Source organism: Stenotrophomonas maltophilia, assembly GCF_900186865.1.
In the GTDB taxonomy this organism is placed as follows: domain Bacteria; phylum Pseudomonadota; class Gammaproteobacteria; order Xanthomonadales; family Xanthomonadaceae; genus Stenotrophomonas; species Stenotrophomonas maltophilia.
Map to the genome: position 1 here is coordinate 1,092,894 of NZ_LT906480.1, position 16,496 is coordinate 1,109,389.

Below are 16,496 nucleotides of genomic sequence, written 5' to 3' on the forward strand. Positions count from 1 at the left end.
CAGAGGTAGTCCATGGCGGGAGCCAAGCGCGGGTGTCTGTTCGTGGTAACGCTGGTGGTGGTGCTGGGAGCCGTCGTGGCCGGCGTGGGCGCGTGGTTCTTCTACCAGCAGACGCGTTTCGCCGATGCCCCGATCACCCCGACTGCCGAGAGCATGGTCATCGCCAGCGGCGATGGCATGAACAGCGTGCTGCGCAAGCTGCGCGATGCAGGTGTGGATGAAGGCCAGGACACCCAGTGGCAGCTGCTGGCGCGCCAGCTTGATGCCGCCGGCAAGCTGAAGGTGGGCGAGTACGCGCTCAGTGGCGAGCTGACCCCGCGCGAGCTGCTGCTGCGCATGCGCGCCGGCAAGGTGCTGCAGCACCGCGTCACCATCGTCGAGGGCTGGAATATCCGCCAGCTGCGTGCTGCGCTCAAGCGCGCCGAGCCGCTGCTGCACACCACCGACAATCTTGATGATGCCGCGCTGATGCAGCGCCTCGGCTTCGGTGGCCAGCATCCGGAAGGCCGCTTCCTGCCGGAGACCTATGTCTACCAGCGTGGCGACAGCGATCTGGACGTGCTCAAGCGCGCCCATGCCGCAATGGAAAAGGCGCTGGACGAAGCGTGGGAAAGCCGCGCGCCGGACCTGCCGATCAACACGCCCTACGAACTGCTGACGATGGCCTCGATCATCGAGAAGGAAACCGCGCTGGCCAGCGAACGCCCGCAGATTGCCGGCGTGTTCATGCGCCGCCTGAAGATCGGCATGCGCCTGCAGACCGACCCGACCGTGATCTACGGCCTCGGTGCCGCGTATGACGGCAACATCCGCCGTCGCGACCTGACCACCGATACGCCGTACAACACCTACACCCGTGCCGGCCTGACCCCGACCCCGATCGCGATGCCCAGCCGCGACGCGCTGATGGCCGCCGCGCAACCCGCTGCGGGCGACGCGCTGTACTTCGTCGCGGTGGGCGATGGCAGCGGCGCGCACGTGTTCTCGCCCAGCCTGGACCAGCACAACGCCGCAGTCGCCCGCTACCTGCAGCAGCTGCGCCAGCAACGTACCCAGGAGACCCCGGCGCAATGAGTCCCGCGCTGCTTCGCCACCCGCGTTTCGTCAGCCTGGAAGGCGGCGAGGGCGCGGGCAAGACCACCGCCATCAATGCCATCCGTGACTGCCTGCGCAGCCACGGTCATGAGGTGGTACTGACCCGCGAGCCGGGCGGTACGCCGCTGGCCGAGCGCATCCGTGGCCTGGTGCTGAAACCCGATGCCGAGATCGCCGCCGAACCGCTCAGCGCCGAAGCCGAGCTGCTGCTGGTGTTCGCCGCGCGCGCGCAGCATGTGCGCCAGGTGATCCAGCCGGCGCTGCAGCGCGGCGCTTATGTGCTGAGTGATCGCTTCACCGATTCCAGCTATGCCTACCAGGGCGGTGGCCGTGGCCTCGATCCGCAGTGGATTGCCGATCTGGAGCGCCGCGCGGTGGGCCTGCTGCCGGGCCTGACCCTGCTGCTGGACGTGGACGTGGCCGTCGGCCGGGCACGCGCCAATGGCCGTGACCTGTGGCCGGACCGCATCGAGAGCGAACAGGATGATTTCTTCCAGCGCGTGCGCGAAGTGTTCCGCAGCCGTGCGCAGCAGGATCCGCAGCGCTTCGCGTTGATCGACGCCGGCCAGGTACAGGCGCGCGTCGCCGCTGATGTAGTTGCGCGTGTCGAGCGCTGGCTGCAGGACGGGGAGGGCGCATGAGCACGTTTTCGCCCTGGCAGCAGCGCGCGTTCGACCAGACCGTGGCCGCGCTCGATGCCGGTCGCCTCGGCCATGGCCTGCTGATCTGCGGGCCGGCCGGGCTGGGCAAGCGTGAGGTGGCGCTGGCATTGGCCGACCACGTGCTGGCCCGCGGTGATGCCGCGCATGCCACGCGCACGCGCCAGCTGATCGCTGCGGGTACCCATCCGGACCTGCAGCTGGTCAGCTTCATTCCGAACAAGAGCGGCGACAAGCTGCGTACCGAGATCGTCATCGAGCAGGTGCGCGAGATCACCGACAAGCTGGCGCTGACCCCGCAGTACGGCGTGGCGCAGGTGGTGATCGTGGACCCGGCCGATGCGATCAACCGCTCGGCCGCCAACGCGCTGCTGAAGACGCTGGAAGAGCCGCAGCCCGGCCGCTACCTGTGGCTGATCAGCAGCGACCCGGCGCGCCTGCCGCAGACCATCCGCAGCCGTTGCCAACGCCTGGAATTCAAGCTGCCGCCGCAGCACGAAGCGCTGGCCTGGCTGCAGCAGCAGGGCCACAGCGAAGCATCGGCGCGCGAAGCGCTGGAGGCCGCCCGCGGCCATCCCGGCCAGGCCGACAACTGGCTGCGCGAAGACGGCCTGAGCCTGCGCCGCGAAGTCGGTCGAGATCTGGAACAGCTGGCCGCCGGCAAGACCGGCGCGGTGGAGCTGGCGCAGAAGTGGTGTGGTGACGACAACGCGGCGCTGCGCCTGCGCTTTGCCGCCGACCTGGCGCTGGCCCAGGCCAGCACCGATGCCTTGACCACGCCGGAGCGATTGCACAAGCTTGCAGCCTGGTTCGATGCGGCCAACCGCACCCGCGACCTGCTGCGCACCACGGTGCGTGCAGACCTTGCGGTGGTCGAGTTGCTGCTGGCCTGGAACAAGGTGAACGAGCGGCCTGCCGCAAGGGGAAATCGATGAGTGCCAGCAACGCCCGCCAGGGCATCCTGTCCCTGGCCGTGAAGGACAAAGCCGCGCTGTACAGCGCGTACATGCCGTTCGTGAAGAACGGCGGCATCTTCGTGCCCACGCCCAAGCGCTACTTCCTGGGCGACGAGGTGTTCCTGCTGCTGACCCTGCCCGATTCCAGCGAGCGCCTGCCGGTGGCCGGCAAGGTGATCTGGGTGACCCCGGCCGGCGCGCAGGGTAACCGCACCGCCGGCATTGGCGTGCAGCTCGCCGACGGTGCCGAAGGCGAGGGCGTGCGCCACAAGATCGAGACTCTGCTGGCCGGGCTTACCGGCTCGGACAAGCCGACCCACACGATGTGAGGTAGCGCCGGGCCATGCGGCTGCATGCCTCGAAACGCCCGTGAACACGAATGTGAAAAAGTGTTGACGGCCTCTGAAAAGCCCCTATAATGAGCGGCTCAGCAACACACCGGGCGGTTAGCTCAGCGGTAGAGCATTGCCTTCACACGGCAAGGGTCACAGGTTCGATCCCTGTACCGCCCACCATGTTGCAGAACGAAAGAAGCCTCCAGAAATGGGGGCTTTTTTGTTGCCTGACCATCAGCGCGGCTTTCCGGCATCGTTGGCAGCGCGACTCACCGGCTCCCTCAACCGCGCGAAGCGCTCGGGGGACGCACTTCACCGATGCGGGCACAGGATTCCATCCATGCGCTGTTCCGTGGTTCACGGCCGGCGTACTCTCGAGGCAGTGCCGTGCCCCCATTCCCTGGAGTGCCACCATGCCGCTCGCCCGCATCGATCTTCGCAAAGGTAAATCCGCCGACTACCTGCAACGTGTCGGCGAAGCCATCTACCAGGCCATGCGCGCGGTGGGCGTGCCGGAGAACGACCGCTTCCAGATCTTCCAGCAGCACGACGCCGACACGCTGATCTACGACCCCGGCTATCTGGGCGTGGACCGCACCGACGATTTCATCTGCATCCAGATCACCTGGAACGAAGGGCGTACGCTGGAGCAGAAGAAGGCGTTGTACGCCGGCATCGCCGATGGACTGCACGCGGCGGTGGGCATCCGCCGCGAGGATGTGTTCATCAATCTTGTTGAAGTAAAGAAGGAGAACTGGTCGTTCGGCAATGGCGTGGCGCAGTACGTGAGTTGATGCGCGGAAAGCACCACGCATGGCGTGAATCTACACCTCGCTGCCGACCTGCTCGCCTTCGCTGGCCGGGGCATTGCTGGCCGCTTTTACTGCGTCGGCGCTGTTGGGTTGTTCGCATTCGATGCGGGTGACATAGCCCTCGCTGCCGATGCTGTGCTCGGCACGCTTGACCAGCCACTGCCCATCCACGCCCTCGCGGAACCCCTGCATCACCACCGTGGCCTCGGCCATCAGCGTCTCGCGGCCGGGCAGGGTGTAGCTGAGCGTCCGCGTCTGCCGTGCCTGTTCGCGATGCTTGGCGCGCGCCGCCGCCTCTGCGCTCTCCCGGTCGGCATAGGCCATGCGCAGGCGCATGATCGGTTCACCGCTGCCGACCTTCACTTCCTGGCGCTTGGCACTGCGCACGTCGCGGTAGTAGGCAATGGTGGTACCGGCATCTTCGCGTGCGGCAAGGGTTACCCGATAGTCGCTGCCATCGGCCGGGGTGAGGGTGACATCGGGAATGCGCTCGCCGCTGGCGCTGGTGGATTCGCCCCGCTTCACGAACACCAGGCGCCCGCCTCCGGGCTTGGCGATGGCATCGTGCTGTTTGGCCAGGCGCAGCAGAAGGTTCATGTCCGACTCCTGCGACTGCACCGTCAGCGGAAGCACGATGGACGCCAGCGATGCGTTCACCGCTGCCTTCAGCCCATGCTCGCCGGCCATGCGTCGCACCATGTCGCCGATCGTGGTGCCCTTCTTCCAGGTGCGCGTCTTCTGCGTCTGCAGGTCGCTCTTGCCCCCCTTGCTGGTCTCGAACGGTGCCGCCCTGGCGCGCAGCGTCATGCTGCCGGGAAAGCCGGAGATCTCCACCTCGTCGCAGATGTACAGGCCCACGCGCCGCACTTCGCCGTCATAGCCGATGAAGGCCTCCAGTTCCGCGCCAACCGGTGGCAGCTGGATCGGATCGGACGGATCGTGGTCGGCCAGCTGCAGTTCCAGCGTGTCTGACGTGTTGCCGGTCTCGTCGGTGATGCGCAGCGACTTGAAGCGCGCCATGATCTTGTTGGTGATGTCCTGGCTGTTGGCCACCACGCGGAAGGCCGGTGTGATGTTCAATCCCACAGGGCGACTCCCTTGCGCTCGCTGGCCGGGCGCTGCACCTCCGGCAGGGTGATCGCTACGCCGGCAGGCAGTACCGGGCCGCGTGCGGCCAGGCCCGGGTTGGCATCGAACACCGCGCGCAGGATGGCCGGTGACTGCTCGCCATAATGCGCGTAGGCGATACGGTCTACGACGTCGCCGTCGCGGGTGCTATACGTTCGTGCCATTGCTGTGCTTCCGCAGTGAAAGGGTGAATTCCTGTTTCAGGATCGCGCTGTCGGCGGTGAACTCGCTGGCGGTGGCATCGATCTTCTCGATGACCCACAGGCCCAGGTTGCCGCCTTTGCCGGTCAGCAGTCGATGAGGCGTGCCCTGCGCGGCCAGCTTGCGCAGCTGTGAGAGCTCATTGCCGGCGCCGCGGAACTGGTAGTAGATGACGCCCGGCAGGGTCATGCTGGCTGAGCCCGGTCCGGTGTACTGCAGGGCCGCCATCTGGCCGATGCGGTCCTGCGCCTGCCAGCGATACTCGTTGGATTGCTGGATCTCCCGGAAGACCGCGGTGTTGAGGCTGAACTTGAAGCCGCCCAGCATCAGCAGGACCGGGGCGTTGCCGGAGTCATTGGCTTTGAACTGCGACAGCAGCTTGTCCACAGTGCCGGTTACGAATTCGCGTTTCATGCTCAGTTCCTGTCTGCAAGGCCACCACGGGCGGCAACCGCGTTGCGACGCTGCAGCTCGTCGGCGGTGCGGCGCGCCACCGCTTCGCTGGATTCGCCTGGCTGCTGGTGGATGGTGATGTGGTTGGTCTGCTGCTGCTGCACCGTGGTGGCGCTGCGCGGGGTGGGCGAAGGCATGTCCGGCGCACGGCGTCCCTGCGCGCCGCTCAGCTCGGCCATGCGGCGGTTCAGGCCATCGTTGTCGTTGGTGCCGACCGCGTACGCCACGCGCGCCATGTCGCCGATGCCACCACCGCCGCGCGCCTTCATGCCGCTGTAGATGTTGGCGGCGCCCACTGCGGTCTGCAGCCCGCCCTCGGCGACCTCCAGCGCTTTGTCGTTGGCAGCCCCTACGCCACCACCAAGCTTGTCCATGAACCAGCCGACGCCTTCGATGACTGGCTTGAGCTTTTCCAGGATGCGGTCGAACGCTGCGGTCGCCTTCTGGCTGATCGACTCCCAGATGTTGCCAAGGGTTTCGTTGATGAAGCCGGCGACGGTGCCGAGCATCTCGCCCAGCCACACCACCGCCCCCACCACGCCGCCGATGACCTGGATCACCAGCCGGAAGTTGGTCAGCAGCGTCTCACCCACCAGCGAGCCGATCTGGGCGACGCGTGACAATTCATTGCCGGTGTACTGCGCCGGTTCCAGCATCTTCGACAGCCAGTCCCAGGCCTGGCCGATCAGCCCGCTCATGACTTCCCAGGCGGGGCGCAGTGGTTCAACCGCGCGCATCAGTTCACCCATCGCTGCGGTGCCTGCACCGCTCAGGCCTTCCCAGACGCCGCCCAGGAATGCCTTGATCGGTTCCCAGTACTTGCGCACCAGCAGGGCGCCGGCGGTGATGGCGGCGACGGCAACGGCGATGGGCCCACCGCCGATGGCACCAATGGCAGTTGCGACGATGCGGAAACCCGATGCCAGGCGCATGGCCATCGGCCCAAAGCGCCCCAGCTGTGCCAGCAGGCTGCCGCCACGGAACAGCTGGATGGCCTTCTGCACGCCCAGGATCGGGCCCTGCAGGAAGGTCCAGGCATAGCGAGCGCCGAGTACCGCCGCGCGCATGCCCAGCATGCCGACCACGATCTGCGTGGTGTTGGCGATCAGCTTCGGGTTTTCCTGCACGAACGAGGTAACCCCGTTCAACAGCTCGGTCAGCTTGACCGCGGCCTCGCCCACCGCGGGCAGCAGCGCCGCACCGAACGCCTTGGACAGGTTGTCCACGGCGATCTTGGCGCCTTCGATCTTCTGCGGATCGGTCTGCATCGCGTCGGCATAGGCCGCATCGGTGGTACCCGCCGATCCATTCAAGGCCTTGTCGCGGACACGGATGTAGGTGTCCCAGTTCTCGATCATGCGCTGGACGAAGTTCTTCGCCTGTGCATCGCTGAACAGGGTGCCGATCTTCTTCTGGTCGCCCGCAGTCGCCTGGATGATCCCCTGCATCGCAGCATCGAAGGGATTGCCGCCGCTGGTCTGTGCGTCGCCGATGATCTTGCGCAGATCCAGGTTCAGGCTCTTCTTGGCCTTCTCCTGAATGTCCGGCGAGAGCACCTCGGACATGAAACTCTTCATGTTGCTGGCGGCCTTGTCGGCGCCACCTGCCGAGTCCAGCGTGGCTTCCAGTGCCGCACCCAGCGTAGCCGCCGCCGATGTGCCCTGCAGCTTCATCGCCTCGAACGAGGAACCCAGCACCGGCAGCACCTGGGCCATGTCCTTCAGGCCCAGGCTGCCCTGCTGGCTGTTCACCACCAGCACGTCCAGCGCGTTCTGCATGCGCGAGGGATCGATATCGAACGACTGCTGCAGGGCGGCCGCAGCTTGGGCCACATCATCGATGCTGGCACCGGTGACGGTGGTGGTCCGCCCGACAGCACCGAGGCTGGCCTGGGCCGACTGTGCGTCCATGCCGGCCGCGACCATCAGCTTGATCGACCGCTGCAGATCGTCGGCGCCCTGGTTGGTTGCACGCGATTGCTGCAGGATCGCCTGGCCGAGCGCACTCACCTGCGCGCGGCTGAGGTTGGCTGCCACGCCGATCTGCTGGTTCTGGCGGGCGAAGCCGGAGGCGTTCTCGACCGGCTGGGCCAGTGCGGTGACGGCGGTGCCGAGTGTGCCGCGCGCTGCCTTGAACGAGGCGCCGAGTTTCTCGCGCTTCCCCAGGTTGGCGGTGCGCTTGGCTTCGACACGCTCCAGCGCTTCCTGTGAGGCGCGCAGCGCATCGGCCTGCGCGCGCATGCGGGTGTATGCGGTGCCCGACTTCTTCATCGCGGCGAGCTTGAGCTCCAGCTTGCCGGCTTCATCGCCGAGGCGCTTCACGCCATCATTGGCGAAGGACAATGCGTCCTTCAGCGACTTGGACACCTCACCGCCGATCGTGATCGTTGTCGTTTGAACGTTACTGGCCATGTACCGGCAATCCCTGAATCCACCAGATGAACTTCGACACCCGCAGTGTCATGATTTCGCGCAGGCCCCAGCCGGTATGACCGGCCAGGGCGAGCACTCCCTGCCTGATCTGTGGCAGGGTCAGGTGGTAAAAAGCGCGACGCCTGCCTGCAGTCGTGCGTAGTCGCGCAACGGCATCTTGCGCACGTCGTCCGGCGAGATCTCGCACAGGTTGGCGATCATCCGCACCTCACGCTGGGCGTCGCTGCCCTTGTCGTCCTGGTAGCGCTCCATGTCTTCCACGGTCGGCTCGCGCATGCGCAGCACGGCAGTCTCCATGCCGTTGACCTGGCGCGGGCGGGTGAGGGTGATCTCGGCAAAGCCATCGCGCTCGATGACGGTGTCGGTGGGGGTCTTGGTCTTGCTGGACATGAAGGCGTTCCTGGAATGCGATGCGGTGCGATGGATGCGGGGGCGCGAGGCGCCCCCGGGTTCTTCGGTGCGGCGTGGGCTCAGATGCCCAGCGCGCCGCGGATGCCGGCCAGGACGTCGACGCCACCCTGGCGGGCGATCATGTTGACCACGTCGATCTCCTGCACGACCTGGGCGCCATGGGTCAGCTTGTAGTAGCTCAGCGCCAGGCTGACCTTGATCGTGCCTTTCTCGCCGACCTTGGTTTCACCACGGTCCAGCAGCTTCACCTTGCCGCGCATGTTGTGCACGACCTGGGTCACTTCGCCGTCGTCGCCTTCCAGCGCTTCGCGGGCGGTGAAGCCATACTCCTTGCTTTCGATGACGTGGAACTTGCTCATGATCTCCGCGTCGTCGGAGGCGAACTCGACATCGGCGGTCAGCTTTTCATGGCCGAGCACGATCTCGGTCGGGGCGAGCATGCCGCCGGCTTGGAAGTCCTCGGTCTTCAGCGACAGCTTGGGGGCGGTGAAGGACATCACGCTGCCGGCATAACCCTTGCCGTCGACGTAGAAGTTGAAGTTTTTACGGATCTTGCGCGCCATGCTTAGAAGATCTCCGAGACGTAGTTGTTGTTCATGTGCATGCGGAAGGTCAGCTGCTCACCCGGGTAGGTCGGAGTGAAGTCGAAGTCCCAGTAGAAGCGGCCCTGGGCCACGCTGTCCGCTGCGTTCAGTTCCGGGTCGATCCAGCAGTTGCCGCCGAGGATCGCGCCCTGGGTCTTCAGGCCGCGCAGGAAGGCATTGACGCCCTCGCGCACGTCATCGACGTAGGTCTTGCTGATGCCGCGGTCGACGGCCCACAGGTGGGCGGCTTCCAGGCTGTCGGCGATGATGTCGGCGGTGCGCACCACGCACAGGAACTGCCACTTCGGATCGATGCTGGTGGTGCGGTTGCCCCACAGGCGGAAGCCCCCTTCGCGGATGACCGTGGCCACGTTGGCCTGGTTCAGCAGGTTGGCGCGGCTGGTGGCATCGGACAGGCCGAAGTCGATCGCACGCGCGGTACCGACCACGCCGTTGAGTTCCAGGTTCGACGGCGACGCCCACCAGCCGCGCTCGTTGTCGCTGCGGGCGATGGCACCGGCCACGGCACCGGAGGCATGGCGGGTGACGATGGCATCACCGGACTGCACCAGCAGCGCGGGGTCGACCACGTAGACGCGCTTGGAGCCGGTCAGGGCGGCGGTGGACTTGGCAGCGTCGTCGTTGCTGTTCGGGCCATCCTTGATGATCACCGCACGCAGCTTGTCGGCGATGCCGAGCAGTTCCGCTACGACCGGGTTGGCCAGCACGGCCTCCGGCTTGGCCGGATCGGCCGGGTGCACATGGGTGAAGCCGGGTGCGACCAGGATGCGCGGCTTGACGCCGACGATGGACTTGGCGGCCAGCAGCGCATGCACGCCTTCGTAGGCGCCGGTCTGGGCATTCACGCCGCCCAGCACGTTGGCCAGGGTGGCGCTTTCATTGGCGCCCTTCTCGACGCGGACCACGACGACGACGGCACTGGACTGGTCGAAGATCGTGTCGAGCGCACCGGGCAGGGTGCCGGCATCGGTGCCGGTGGTCGCCGACAGCTTGGCGGCCTGCGACGGCGAGGTCACCAGTACGGGCGTGTTGATGGGGAACGCTTCGGTGTCGGCCAGCGGTGCGGTGCCGACGATGCCGATCACGCTGCTGGAGGCGATGGCAATCGATCGGGCACCGGTATCGATGTTGACGACCTGTACGCCATGGAGAAATTCGGTCATTCGGGGTTCTTCCTCGGTGTGGGTGTGTGCCGGCTTGTGCAGGCGACGGGGTAATGTTCGGAGAATGTGGCGGTCGCGATAATTGCAGCGGTGGCCCGCTGATCGATCAGACCCAGCCGGAGGCGCTGACGCTGGCGCTGAAGGTGGAAACCTGGGCGATACCTCCGGCACGGCGCAGCGCGACGGAAATGCTGACGCTGTCCGATTCGTAGCTGGCGGACCTGGCAGGGACGCTGATCGACACGCCTGCCGACGGTCCAGCCGATGCCGGCACGAACGAGGGAGCACTGGTGCTGAAAGAGGCTTTGGCGGGCGAGGAGCCGGTGATCTGCACTTCGTACTCGGAAACGCTTGCACCTGCCGGAAGCCACTGGCCTGACGCTGCTACCGAGCTGCCTCCATTGCCGCCACCGGCGACGCCCGTGCGGATGGCATAGGTGCCGTCGGCATACATCAGGATCGAGACGGTTGCCGACACGGAGCCGGTGGAGTTGGTCTTGGCGCCATTGCTTGCCGAGTAGCCCTTGCCATGGAATGGCAGCCTGTAGGTGGCGCTGCCGCGGGCCGCCCACAGGTTGGACACGTCCATGCCGTTGATGCGATGGCCTACGTCGGCACGCTTGCTGCCGTACTGGATGTGGGCATAGCGGCGGCTCAGGTCGGTGCCGCCGATACGGCGGCCCGAATCCTGCGCCAGTGGACCTTCAACGTACGGATCGAACAGGTCGTCAAAGTCGACACCGGAAGAGCGATATCCGCTGGGCATGTCAGCGCTCCGCTTTCAGTGCGCGCACTTCAGCGGCCAGTTCCTGGATGGCCTTGGCCATCACCGGCAGCAGCTGGTCGAGCTTGACCGATGCCACGCGCTCACCCTGGAACTCGACGCCTTCCAGGTCGACCGCTTCCGGCACCAGTTCGGCCAGCTGCTCGGCGACGAAGAACAGGCGACGGCGACCGTCGTCGTTGTACTCGGGTTTGTAGTGGCCGGCTGCAAGTTCCATCTGTTCGACAGCTGCCAGGCCATAGGGAAGTGCGCCTTCGATGTTTTTCAGCTTGCGCGAAGAGCCAGTATCGAAGCCGCCGGCCGTCCAGAGAGCCCCCGCGGCATTCAGTTGCAGTCGATCCACTTGCGCAGTGGACGACCAGATCCGGAACACGTTGTCCGTGTTGTAGATGTGGAACTCTTGATTCGCGTTCCCACGGTCCTTGATGATGAATGCGGCATTGCCACCTGCGGAAGTGACGCCGCCGACGAATGTGTTCTCCCGGTACTGGACATTGCTGAAGCTCGCGCGCTGCGTCGGAGTTCCTCCATTGAAGTCGTAGGAGTAAAGCGAAAGTGTGGCGTCGCTCTCCATGGCTGTCGCCCATCGGGTCACGTTGTTGCCCCAGCCGAACCGTTGGTGCACGACCTGGGTGCTGCCTTGACCCACATACATGTTCAGCGTGCCGTTCATGATGTCGCCGGCTTTGTTGATCTTCCCGCCGGGATCGAAGTTGCCGCTGGTCCAGATGTTCCCGCCTGCGCTGAGCGTTGCGCTATAGGCACCCTCCACATTGCGGAAGGTGAAGGAGGAACCTGACTTGAAAATGTAGCTGTCACCGGTGCCGAAGTAGATGACACCATCGGTCAGCGTGCTGCCCCAGCCGGACAGGCGCAGCGAGTTGTTGGAGATGGAAACCGCGCCGGTGAACGTCCCGCCACTCTTGTCCATCTTCGCTTCAGGCGCGAAGTTCCCGGCATGCCACATCGGCGAGCCGTTCCAGCGCGGCGTGTCGCCATGCTTGATGGTGATTTCGCTGCTGGCACTGCGGTCCGCGCTCCATACGCGCCACAGGCTGGAATTTCCCCAGCCGCCAATGAAGGACTGTTCGGCACCGGCGGCACCGAAGCCCAGCAACGGATACGTGCCGCTGATGAACTGCTGGTCGGTGAACGTGTTGCCGCCCCTGGACGCCTTGCCATCCAGTGCCGACTGCAGCCCGGTCACATCGGCAATCACATGCTTGTGGCCCACGGTGGCGAAGTCACCGGCCAGGGCGAACTCGGAGGCGTGCTTGCCGTCCAGGGTGTCGGCGTCCAGGCCGTTGCCATGCCCGGTGTCCTTTAGCGCGGCGCTCTTCAGTTCCAGCGCAGTGCGCGCCGCCGCGGTGTTCGCCGCAGACAGCAGCGTCTTCGCCAGCGCGGTCGGGGCGCTGGCGCCGAAGCGCTTGTCGGTGTAAGCGCGCACGCCACGCGGGGTAACTGCGCGCTGGGTGTCGGTCGCATCTTCGGCTTCGGTGCTGGTGGCCAGCTCGACCACGCCGACCACCTCGGTGGTGGCCGGAGGATAGAGGAAGCCGGCATCACCGAACTGGATCTGCGTCGTGTCGATCCCGCTGAAGCGTGTGTCGGTGGCCAGCAGCAGCATCGATGCGGCCGACTTCTCCATGATCGGATCGGCCTGGCCGTAGCTGGCAAACAGGGTGCCGTCGGCCAGGTACAGGCCGAAACCGCGCAGCGTGTAGGAGGTGGCGCTGTCATCGCGGATGGTGACGTGCACGGTGTCATCGCCCACGGCCTGGCCGCCGAAGGTGGCGACGCGCTTGATCTCGCCGGGCAGTGCGGTGAGCCCCGCCGACGGCACGAAGGCAGTCGAGGTCAGGCCGATCTGGGTGATCAGGACGGCGTTGGTGCCGGTGTTCGGCGGATTGACCAGCTTGGCGAAGCCGGCATCGGTGATTTTCAGGCGCATGCGGGGGTTACTCTCCGATCAGTTGAAGGCGGCGGAAGGCCGTGGCGTGGGCGGCTGCAAGTGCGCCGACGGCGGCGTCGGCCTGCATGCCCTGGGTAAAGGTGAAGTGCGAGCGCACCGGCTTGGTCCGGGTGATTTCGCCGATGACGTCCTCCACGAACATCGCCGTGGCAGACTGGCCATCCTGGTTGGCGATGGTCATCACCGCTTCGAAGGTGTGCGGCGCGCCCCTGGGCTGCAGCTGCCACCACTCGCGGATCAGCACCGATCCACCGAAGGCGGCCACCACGTCGCGCACGCTGCCGGCGGTGCCCTTGCGGCGCTGGATGGCGATGGCCGTGCGCACCCGTGCGCGTTTCACCGCTTCGGGCCAGTAGGCCTTCCATTCGTCCACCGACAGTGCCCAGGCCAGCCAGGGCAGCAGTGCGGTCGGACAGCGGTCGGCATCCCACAGCGCGGTGATGTCCACCGGCAACGGACGTGCGACGATGGCGCGGGCAAGCGCGCGCTCGGCGTGGGTGGCGTTGGCGGGAAGCAGGTTCGCCGCCGAGGGCACCACCACCTGGGCGTCACCATCGATGACCTCGCCGGGCGCCGGTGCAGCGGCCAGGGTGACCCTGCTGCCCTCGATGACGCTGCCCTGCAACGGCTGCCGCCCCCGTGCATCGGTGCGGTACACCGCCTGCAGGCTCGCCAGCGCGCCGCCGGGGTGGCGGAAGGTGCGGTTGCGGCCATCGATCGCGCCGCGCAGGCGCGCGTTGATCAGGCGCGTGCTCGGCTCATTCATCGGTGCCGCCGTGGGTCAGGGTCACGCCGGTGCAGTGCGTGGCCTGGGTTCGGTCCACCACCACATCTGCAGCCGGATGGACGATCTCCACGCGCTGCACGCCCTCGGCATGCAATGCGGCGAACAACCCCGAACGGGTGACATCGCGGCCGAGACGATGTGACTCGCTGATGTAGCGGTCCAGGCGGGTGCGCGCTTCGGCAAGCACGACCTGCGAATCCGGGCCGGCAAAGGTGAACAGCGTGGCGTCGACCAAGTAGGTGACGATCGTGGCCGGCTTCACCAGCACGTGGTCGGTCAGCGGTCGCACGTCATCGGCGCTCAGCTTCGCCTCGACGATGTCCAGCAGCCCCTGGGTGGCGGTTCCATCCGCTTCGCGCGACAGCACCGAGACCACCACTTCGCCGGGGGCGGGACTGGTCGCACTGGCGTCGAGCACGCGCGGGTCCGCGCTCAGCGCATGGAATACATAGGCACCTTCCGGCCCCGCCACGCTGAACCCTTCCGGGCCCAGCTGGATGCGGCGGCGGAAGTCCTCATCGCTCTCATATCGCGGTGGAATGCCTTCCTGCGGCCTGCCCGGGTCGAGCACCTGGCGGGCGACGCCGAAGATCGCGGCGAGGTGGTCCAGGTCGCTGCCACCGGCATAGGCCAGCATCACGCCACACGCGGCGTCGTTGACACGCTGGCGATCAAGCAGGCGCAGGTAGGTGCAGACCTCCAGGATCTTGAAGGCCGGGTCCGACGGCAGCAGCGCGTCGAAGGTGGGATCCAGGGCCTGCAGTGCGGTCAGCGATTCATCGAACATCGCTTCGAAATCGAGCACTTCGATGACCGCCGGTGCAGGCAGCTGGGACAGATTGACACTGGTGAACGAGCCGGATGCCACGGTTAGCGAACCTCGATTCCTTCGATGGTGATGGCCTCGCCGTCCGGCAGGTGGATCCCGGTCACTGCCAGGATCATCACGCCGGGGGCGGGGAGGGAGACGTCGACGTTCTCGACGTGGAGACGCGGTTCCCATCGCGCCAGCGCGTCGACGGTGGCCGCGATCAGGTCCATGCGCAGCGAGCGGTTGGTCGGCGCATCGATCAGTTCGAATACGCGTGAACCGTATTCGCGGCGCAGTACGCGGGAGCCAAGGGGCGTGGTGAGAATGTCACGCACGGACTGGTGGAGATGGGCGAGCCCATCCAGTGATTTGCCGGTGTTGGCGTCGATTCCTCGCATGGCCTCTATCGTCGTGGAGTGCGGGTTTTCAGGGCATTGCAGGCGTGGCCGCTCAGGCCTGGGCCGGCGTGGTCGGGGCGGTTGGGCCCTGTGCGGTGTGCTTGTGTGCCTTCAGGCCGATGGCACCGGCCTTGACCTCGCCCGGTGTGCTGATGTCCTTGCCGGCGCTGATCGCGCCGCTGACATCCAGATCGCCGGTCGCCTTGATCGAGGGTGTATCGAGCACGATCGATTCGCTGGCGATCACCTGTGCATTCGCGCAGGTGACGATGACCTTGCCGCTGCCGACATGGACGTTGAGCGTGGTGGTTTCCTGGTCGTACTCGACGCTGCTGCCGTCGGCGAACTCGGTGCGCTGCCGCAGGCGCGAGTCGGCCGGCGGCGGGAAGCGGTCCTGGTACAGGCTGCCGAGTACCAGCGCCTGGCCGGGGTCGCCATAGGGGCACGCCAGTACGACCTGCTCGCCGGGTTCGGGTGCGCACCAGGTGCGTACGCCCGGTCCCGCGCCGCGTTCCAGCCAGGGAATCCAGTCGGTGAGCATGCCGTCGGCATCGACGCGAACGCGTCCGTTTGCCTCGTCCAGCTCGCGTACCACACCGATCATCAGCAGATTGCCGATCAACCGCGCGTGTTCGGCGCTCATGGTGCGCGCTCCGGCAATGGCTGGTAGCGGGACTCATGGACGCGGCCGATCTCCGGCGCGAAGCTGTAGCACGCCTGCGGCACCACGCCGCCAGCGTCGTCCCAGGGGTTGTCGCCCAGCGCGACCGGCAGTGACCACTCGACGATCCAGGTGCGCAGGCCCGGCTGTGCCGCCGCGGGGTCTTCCGGCAATGCTGCAATCACATCGATCGCACCGCTGGCAACGCCGGGGAAGCGGCCGAGCTGGTGCAGCCAGGTCGCCAGGGCGAGGGCCGCGTTGCGCAGCTGCAGCGCTGTGGTTGCATCGGTCGCCGGCAGCGCAATGCGCGCTTCGAAGCGTAGCGTGGCCTGCAGCAGGCCACTGCCATCATTGTTGTCCCTGCTGCGGTCACAGCGGGTCATCGCCAGCAGGCAGGCCGGCAGGGGCATCCCCTCAGCGTTGGCGTCGCGATGGAACTCGACGCTTGCAAACCCCGGAAAGCGTGCGCGGATAGCGGCTTCGATCGCGGCAATCAGCGGATCGAGCGTGGGAGGGAAGGAATCGTTCGCCATGTCAGCTCATGCAGGGAAGGGAAGAAGGGCGTGGCCCGTGCGGCGCGCGCGGTCTGCAGCCAGTGTTGCCATCACCGCAGTGGGGTGGCATTGCAGGCGTGGCCGTATCCGGCAGGCTCAGTGCGTGGGAGTGGCACTGCTGCCGCAGTCGGCGGGTGCTGCCGGCGCGGCGCCATTGATGGTGATGCCGCGCTGGCTGCCGAGGCTGCACAGCAGCGCACTCAGCTGGTCGGCCAGCGCGTGGTACTGCTGTGCGACCGCAACGTGATTGCGCAGCAGCGCGTCATCGCTGGCTGCGTG

The 16,496-nt window shown here is 66.4% G+C and carries 20 protein-coding genes and 1 tRNA gene; 7 read left to right on the forward strand and 14 right to left on the reverse strand.

Translation table 11 applies throughout. The annotated features are described in order from the left end of the window. The first annotated feature begins 12 nt into the window (after positions 1 to 12). From mltG to CKW06_RS23485, 6 genes are all read left to right on the forward strand, one after another. Positions 13 to 1,074, forward strand: coding sequence for an endolytic transglycosylase MltG (gene mltG, locus CKW06_RS05170; protein WP_024956117.1), 1,062 nt, complete (start codon positions 13 to 15; stop codon positions 1,072 to 1,074). Beyond that, positions 1,071 to 1,736: a dTMP kinase gene (gene tmk, locus CKW06_RS05175; protein ID WP_005408317.1), complete on the forward strand. Its 666-nt coding sequence runs from the start codon at positions 1,071 to 1,073 to the stop codon at positions 1,734 to 1,736. Before mltG ends, tmk begins: the two co-directional genes overlap by 4 nt. Further along, on the forward strand, positions 1,733 to 2,689 hold the full coding sequence (locus tag CKW06_RS05180; RefSeq protein ID WP_024956116.1) for a DNA polymerase III subunit delta': 957 nt from the start codon (positions 1,733 to 1,735) through the stop codon (positions 2,687 to 2,689). The genes tmk and CKW06_RS05180 overlap by 4 nt, the downstream gene beginning before the upstream one ends. After that, positions 2,686 to 3,039 carry a PilZ domain-containing protein gene (locus tag CKW06_RS05185; protein ID WP_005412452.1) on the forward strand — a complete coding sequence of 118 codons (354 nt, stop codon included), beginning with the start codon at positions 2,686 to 2,688 and terminating at the stop codon, positions 3,037 to 3,039. The genes CKW06_RS05180 and CKW06_RS05185 overlap by 4 nt, the downstream gene beginning before the upstream one ends. Before the next feature lie 111 nt (positions 3,040 to 3,150). Continuing rightward, positions 3,151 to 3,225: transfer RNA gene (locus tag CKW06_RS05190), tRNA-Val, on the forward strand. A 233-nt stretch (positions 3,226 to 3,458) separates the two neighbouring features. Next, the gene (locus CKW06_RS23485; protein ID WP_024956115.1) at positions 3,459 to 3,839 is read left to right on the forward strand and encodes a tautomerase family protein; all 381 of its coding nucleotides are present in this window, start codon (positions 3,459 to 3,461) and stop codon (positions 3,837 to 3,839) included. A gap of 30 nt (positions 3,840 to 3,869) precedes the next feature. On the opposite strand, the gene CKW06_RS05200 is transcribed toward CKW06_RS23485, so the two are convergent. The 14 genes from CKW06_RS05200 to CKW06_RS05265 form a co-directional block, all read right to left on the reverse strand. Further along, positions 3,870 to 4,943 carry a phage late control D family protein gene (locus tag CKW06_RS05200; protein ID WP_024956114.1) on the reverse strand — a complete coding sequence of 358 codons (1,074 nt, stop codon included), beginning with the start codon at positions 4,941 to 4,943 and terminating at the stop codon, positions 3,870 to 3,872. Further along, positions 4,934 to 5,149, reverse strand: a complete 216-nt coding sequence (locus tag CKW06_RS05205) for a tail protein X (protein ID WP_005408322.1) — start codon at positions 5,147 to 5,149, stop codon at positions 4,934 to 4,936. The genes CKW06_RS05200 and CKW06_RS05205 overlap by 10 nt, the downstream gene beginning before the upstream one ends. After that, entirely contained in the window at positions 5,133 to 5,600 is a 468-nt protein-coding gene (locus CKW06_RS05210; protein WP_005408323.1) for a phage tail protein, read from the reverse strand. Before CKW06_RS05210 ends, CKW06_RS05205 begins: the two co-directional genes overlap by 17 nt. Before the next feature lie 2 nt (positions 5,601 to 5,602). After that, entirely contained in the window at positions 5,603 to 8,050 is a 2,448-nt protein-coding gene (locus CKW06_RS05215) for a phage tail tape measure protein (RefSeq protein WP_024956113.1), read from the reverse strand. 120 nt (positions 8,051 to 8,170) lie between these two features. Next, positions 8,171 to 8,461 carry a phage tail assembly protein gene (locus tag CKW06_RS05220; RefSeq protein ID WP_005412456.1) on the reverse strand — a complete coding sequence of 97 codons (291 nt, stop codon included), beginning with the start codon at positions 8,459 to 8,461 and terminating at the stop codon, positions 8,171 to 8,173. Between the two features lie 80 nt (positions 8,462 to 8,541). Beyond that, positions 8,542 to 9,045, reverse strand: a complete 504-nt coding sequence (locus CKW06_RS05225; RefSeq protein ID WP_005412457.1) for a phage major tail tube protein — start codon at positions 9,043 to 9,045, stop codon at positions 8,542 to 8,544. 2 nt (positions 9,046 to 9,047) lie between these two features. Continuing rightward, on the reverse strand, positions 9,048 to 10,250 hold the full coding sequence (locus CKW06_RS05230; protein WP_024956112.1) for a phage tail sheath C-terminal domain-containing protein: 1,203 nt from the start codon (positions 10,248 to 10,250) through the stop codon (positions 9,048 to 9,050). A gap of 106 nt (positions 10,251 to 10,356) precedes the next feature. Continuing rightward, a complete protein-coding gene (locus CKW06_RS05235) occupies positions 10,357 to 11,016 on the reverse strand; it encodes a hypothetical protein (protein ID WP_012479299.1) in 660 nt (219 codons plus the stop codon). 1 nt (position 11,017) lies between these two features. After that, the gene (locus CKW06_RS05240) at positions 11,018 to 12,985 is read right to left on the reverse strand and encodes a tail fiber domain-containing protein (RefSeq protein ID WP_024956111.1); all 1,968 of its coding nucleotides are present in this window, start codon (positions 12,983 to 12,985) and stop codon (positions 11,018 to 11,020) included. A gap of 7 nt (positions 12,986 to 12,992) precedes the next feature. Then, the gene (locus tag CKW06_RS05245) at positions 12,993 to 13,541 is read right to left on the reverse strand and encodes a phage tail protein I (protein ID WP_223846484.1); all 549 of its coding nucleotides are present in this window, start codon (positions 13,539 to 13,541) and stop codon (positions 12,993 to 12,995) included. 223 nt (positions 13,542 to 13,764) lie between these two features. Beyond that, complete coding sequence (locus CKW06_RS05250; RefSeq protein WP_024956109.1) at positions 13,765 to 14,661, reverse strand: baseplate assembly protein; 897 nt, start codon at positions 14,659 to 14,661, stop codon at positions 13,765 to 13,767. A gap of 2 nt (positions 14,662 to 14,663) precedes the next feature. Continuing rightward, a complete protein-coding gene (locus CKW06_RS05255; RefSeq protein WP_005408332.1) occupies positions 14,664 to 15,002 on the reverse strand; it encodes a GPW/gp25 family protein in 339 nt (112 codons plus the stop codon). A gap of 52 nt (positions 15,003 to 15,054) precedes the next feature. Continuing rightward, positions 15,055 to 15,645, reverse strand: a complete 591-nt coding sequence (locus CKW06_RS05260; RefSeq protein WP_024956108.1) for a phage baseplate assembly protein V — start codon at positions 15,643 to 15,645, stop codon at positions 15,055 to 15,057. Further along, positions 15,642 to 16,196 carry a hypothetical protein gene (locus CKW06_RS05265; RefSeq protein ID WP_024956107.1) on the reverse strand — a complete coding sequence of 185 codons (555 nt, stop codon included), beginning with the start codon at positions 16,194 to 16,196 and terminating at the stop codon, positions 15,642 to 15,644. The genes CKW06_RS05260 and CKW06_RS05265 overlap by 4 nt, the downstream gene beginning before the upstream one ends. A gap of 124 nt (positions 16,197 to 16,320) precedes the next feature. Between CKW06_RS05265 and CKW06_RS23710 the strand changes: the two genes are divergently transcribed. Beyond that, positions 16,321 to 16,464: a hypothetical protein gene (locus tag CKW06_RS23710; RefSeq protein ID WP_158079763.1), complete on the forward strand. Its 144-nt coding sequence runs from the start codon at positions 16,321 to 16,323 to the stop codon at positions 16,462 to 16,464. Positions 16,465 to 16,496 lie beyond the last annotated feature (32 nt).

Coding starts and splice junctions, on each gene's coding strand:
- CKW06_RS05240 (WP_024956111.1), bottom strand. CDS start 12,985: ATGCGCCTGAAAATCACCGATGCCGGCTTCGCCAAGCTGGTCAATCCG.
- CKW06_RS05210 (WP_005408323.1), bottom strand. CDS start 5,600: ATGAAACGCGAATTCGTAACCGGCACTGTGGACAAGCTGCTGTCGCAG.
- mltG (WP_024956117.1), top strand. CDS start 13: ATGGCGGGAGCCAAGCGCGGGTGTCTGTTCGTGGTAACGCTGGTGGTG.
- CKW06_RS05235 (WP_012479299.1), bottom strand. CDS start 11,016: ATGCCCAGCGGATATCGCTCTTCCGGTGTCGACTTTGACGACCTGTTC.
- CKW06_RS05205 (WP_005408322.1), bottom strand. CDS start 5,149: ATGGCACGAACGTATAGCACCCGCGACGGCGACGTCGTAGACCGTATC.
- tmk (WP_005408317.1), top strand. CDS start 1,071: ATGAGTCCCGCGCTGCTTCGCCACCCGCGTTTCGTCAGCCTGGAAGGC.
- CKW06_RS05180 (WP_024956116.1), top strand. CDS start 1,733: ATGAGCACGTTTTCGCCCTGGCAGCAGCGCGCGTTCGACCAGACCGTG.
- CKW06_RS05260 (WP_024956108.1), bottom strand. CDS start 15,645: ATGAGCGCCGAACACGCGCGGTTGATCGGCAATCTGCTGATGATCGGT.
- CKW06_RS05220 (WP_005412456.1), bottom strand. CDS start 8,461: ATGTCCAGCAAGACCAAGACCCCCACCGACACCGTCATCGAGCGCGAT.
- CKW06_RS05255 (WP_005408332.1), bottom strand. CDS start 15,002: ATGCGAGGAATCGACGCCAACACCGGCAAATCACTGGATGGGCTCGCC.
- CKW06_RS05185 (WP_005412452.1), top strand. CDS start 2,686: ATGAGTGCCAGCAACGCCCGCCAGGGCATCCTGTCCCTGGCCGTGAAG.
- CKW06_RS05265 (WP_024956107.1), bottom strand. CDS start 16,196: ATGGCGAACGATTCCTTCCCTCCCACGCTCGATCCGCTGATTGCCGCG.
- CKW06_RS05215 (WP_024956113.1), bottom strand. CDS start 8,050: ATGGCCAGTAACGTTCAAACGACAACGATCACGATCGGCGGTGAGGTG.
- CKW06_RS05225 (WP_005412457.1), bottom strand. CDS start 9,045: ATGGCGCGCAAGATCCGTAAAAACTTCAACTTCTACGTCGACGGCAAG.
- CKW06_RS23485 (WP_024956115.1), top strand. CDS start 3,459: ATGCCGCTCGCCCGCATCGATCTTCGCAAAGGTAAATCCGCCGACTAC.
- CKW06_RS05230 (WP_024956112.1), bottom strand. CDS start 10,250: ATGACCGAATTTCTCCATGGCGTACAGGTCGTCAACATCGATACCGGT.